We start from the raw sequence: 3,177 nt of genomic DNA on the forward strand, positions 1-3,177 counted from the left end.
TCATTCAGCGAGCTGATGGTAAATAAAAACGCTGCTGGGTACATATTTGGGTTTCATGACTCATTCCTTCAAAGACTCCTTTTAGTTGATCGAAAAAGTACCACCGCAGGCGCAGAACTTATGATGATAAGTTATAAACGCATATTCGGAGAGTCGACCGGCTTCGCTCTCTATTCGATGTCCTTATCGTCACAAGAAAATTCTGATTTTCAAGAAGGTAGAATGGAGGGAGGGCTTGAATTGAGTGAATATCTTGACAAGAAAACTCCTCCATTTGGTCTCGGGAGAATTCTTCTTTTAAAGCCTTAGCACCTCCTTCCTCACACCTAGGTGTTGAGTACCGGTGTGTAAAAGCCACTCAGTTCTCGTCTATGGAGCGTTTCAAGAACTCGCCCAGGGTGAGTTCACCATCGACGTAGGCTCTGGCCTGTTCCTCGTCGATCTCCGAGAGTGTGAAGCCTTCCAGCCCTACCGAGGCGCGGGCGAAGGTCACAGCCTGTAGCCGTTTGTCTCGGTCATCTCGATCTTTGGTAATAAAAATTGGAAGTGGTCCGGTGGCATCATCGGGATCGCCAACTTGGATAAAATGGGGTTCAGTTCGACTCTCACTCATCTGCAATAACCTCTGTAGTCGTGGCTGTAGCGCCCGTAACGGCGGCCGGTGCATGCGATTCCTTAGAGCCTTTTCTACGATATTCGGTGATGAACTTCACGCGGTCCCCTTTGAAGAACAGGGCCGGATTGACCCAGAAGGTGGATGGGGAGCGGGGAGCCAGAAACTGCTTGGCTAGAAGCTCTTTGAGACCACGCTGGAACGTCTTTTCGCTCATGTCGACCGACCGACCAGACAGGCCATCGTTGAACCACGCCAGTTCGATGCTTTCGGCAAAGCCCTGACGCATGGGGGCTCGTTCGTATTCCTGCAGGACCAACTGAAAGACTCGCGATGCAGTGCGGCCAAGGTCGAATGCCGCGGCCACACCAGCGGCAAACACCTTCACGAAAGAGGCATCGTCCCGCTCGTCTACGGTGTAGATCGCAGCGGTTTGGCGTACCTCACCGGTGCGTGTGCTTACCAACTCTTCTGACGTACCCGTTTTCACATATCGCTTCTTCACCGTCACCTCAGTGGGCTCCAGCAGAGGGTTAGCCAAGGGGCTGTATTCGAGTTTGCGGAGGTTGATCGTTGCAGACATATCGGAAGCCATTTTTGTCCTTTGGTGAGACACACGCTAAGCTCATAAAAGACAAAAAACAACTATTTTCTGTCTCGTATCGTCCTGAGTTTGTCTCGGGAGGTCCTGAGTTTGTCTCGACATTTCCCGTGGCATATGGCCGAAAAGGTCGTTTGCTTCTCACTCTGTTACTACGTGCTCTTGATCTGGCTCTTGATGGGCCTGTGATCTTGCTTCGGAGATTCAAAGAATCGGGCTATGCAGCTAGCTCAAGGTGGCTCCCGGTGCAGTGACCGCGAAGCGGGCGCTGTGCTGGGGGACGCCCAACAAGCGAAGCGCGTTAGGACGGTGTGTCAGGCACCGCGATTCTTGATCCAGATCCAGCGGCCTTCCAGTCGCTGTGCGCCGTCCACTACCCCGCAAGGGTGTGGATCAACGTGCGGCTGCTTCGCTCCTTCACGCCGCCGCCTTCGGCCTGCGCGCTCCGCTTGCGGGCGAAAAGGTCAGGGGGTTGATCTGCTCTTGCCTTGGCTTTTCGAACGATCTTTGCGAAGCAAAGTCTAGTGAGTACACTTCAAGGAAATGGCCCAGCGGAGCTAGGCGGCATTTCAGCGGATTTGGGGCGATATGGCGTACGCAATCATGCGGGCGAAAAAGCTCGCGAACATGGGGTCTGTGGCGGCCTCAATGCAGCATTGCTACCGCGAACGCGAGACGCACAATGCTGACCAGGAGCGCACACCTGACAATCAGCACCTGGGCGCGAAAAGCACGGACGAGGCCATGGGCAAGTTGCGCGCTTTGCTGCCGGAGAAACGGCGCAAGGACGCGGTTCTGGTGGTGGAATACGTGATGACAGCCAGCCCCGAATGGTTCGACAAAGCGACACCAGAACAGGAAAAGGCGTTCTTCCAGCGATCCCTGCAATGGCTGGCCGACAAGTACGGCGTCGATCGGATAGTCACGGCCAGCATTCACCGGGACGAGGCCACACCGCACCTGTCCGCGTTCGTGGTGCCGCTGACGCAGGACAAGCGGCTGAGCGCCAAGGAGTTCATCGGTAGCAGGGACAAGATGCGTGCAGACCAGACCAGTTACGCCGGCTGTGTCGCTGATCTGGGACTGGAGCGTGGGATCGAGGGCAGCAAGGCCACTCACCAGACGATCCAGCAGCATTACGCGGCGGTTCAGCTTGGTGTCACGCCAAAAGCCACGCTCAGCCCCAAGAGTTTGGAGCCGCGGGTGCTTGAAAAAGCGGGGTTCATGGCTAAGACGGTCTTGGGCCGAGGCGATTTAGTCGAATCGCCAGAGATGGTTGCAGAGCGTCTGACCAAAGCGGTGAACGATGGATTCGCCGGGACCATTGCCATGGCCTCTACAGCGCTTCAGGAGCGTCGTAGAGCGAAAGAACTACAGGACACGGCAAATGACCTGAGAAAGCGCCTAGAGTCGATTCAAGAGCCTTTCAAGGGGCTCACAAAGGCTCAGGTAGCCGAGGTTTTGAGGGTTGCCATGACTTTCCAAGTCGAAAATAAGAAAGCGAAAAAACAGAGCAAGGTAATCCGTCGTGAACAGGGAAGAAATGTTCCTGATCGCGGCAATTCAAGGTAAGGATATTTTGAGTATGAGAGTTTAAATGAAAAAATTTATTGGAATTATAATTGTGGCGACTATTGTCTGTGGCTTCGTAGGAGGTGAACTTACAGACAAAACATTCTCTATTACAGGTGCTGTAATTGGAGGTGTGAGCCTAGCTGCCATTTTAATGGGGTTAGGAGCTTTTTTTTATAATCAGGAAAAAAAACGAAATATCGAGATTACGCCCGAGATGCGTGGCGTATTTGACCGAATGGTCGGGAAGGAATCACCGCCAAAACCAGTAAAAACGGAGCCATCAACACAGGGTAAGCCAAAAGACCTGGACGTTAAAGTGATGTATCTAACGACAATTGATAAACTCATTTCGATCCAGCTTATGCCTAAATATCCCAATGCTAAAGAT

General features: G+C 52.9%; 5 protein-coding genes. 3 read left to right on the forward strand and 2 right to left on the reverse strand.

Annotation, left to right across the window (positions count from 1 at the left end; all coding sequences use genetic code 11):
- On the forward strand, nt 1-309 hold a 309-nt coding region (locus ACI77D_RS29130), incomplete at its 5' end, for a hypothetical protein (protein WP_407018075.1).
- 49 nt (nt 310-358) lie between these two features.
- Here the strand turns inward: ACI77D_RS29130 and ACI77D_RS29135 are convergent.
- A complete protein-coding gene (locus ACI77D_RS29135) occupies nt 359-613 on the reverse strand; it encodes an antitoxin VbhA family protein (protein WP_407018076.1) in 255 nt (84 codons plus the stop codon).
- Nucleotides 606-1,208, reverse strand: a complete 603-nt coding sequence (locus tag ACI77D_RS29140; protein ID WP_407018077.1) for a replication/maintenance protein RepL — start codon at nt 1,206-1,208, stop codon at nt 606-608. Before ACI77D_RS29140 ends, ACI77D_RS29135 begins: the two co-directional genes overlap by 8 nt.
- 594 nt (nt 1,209-1,802) lie before the next feature.
- Here ACI77D_RS29140 and mobV point away from each other — a divergent pair.
- Together mobV and ACI77D_RS29150 are read left to right on the forward strand one after the other, a co-directional pair.
- Nucleotides 1,803-2,786: a MobV family relaxase gene (gene mobV / locus ACI77D_RS29145; RefSeq protein ID WP_407018078.1), complete on the forward strand. Its 984-nt coding sequence runs from the start codon at nt 1,803-1,805 to the stop codon at nt 2,784-2,786.
- 25 nt (nt 2,787-2,811) lie between these two features.
- The coding region (locus ACI77D_RS29150; protein WP_407018079.1) for a hypothetical protein at nt 2,812-3,177 on the forward strand (366 nt) is incomplete at its 3' end.

The organism is Pseudomonas sp. O39 (genome assembly GCF_045447295.1).
In the GTDB taxonomy this organism is placed as follows: Bacteria; Pseudomonadota; Gammaproteobacteria; order Pseudomonadales; family Pseudomonadaceae; genus Aquipseudomonas; species Aquipseudomonas antarctica_A.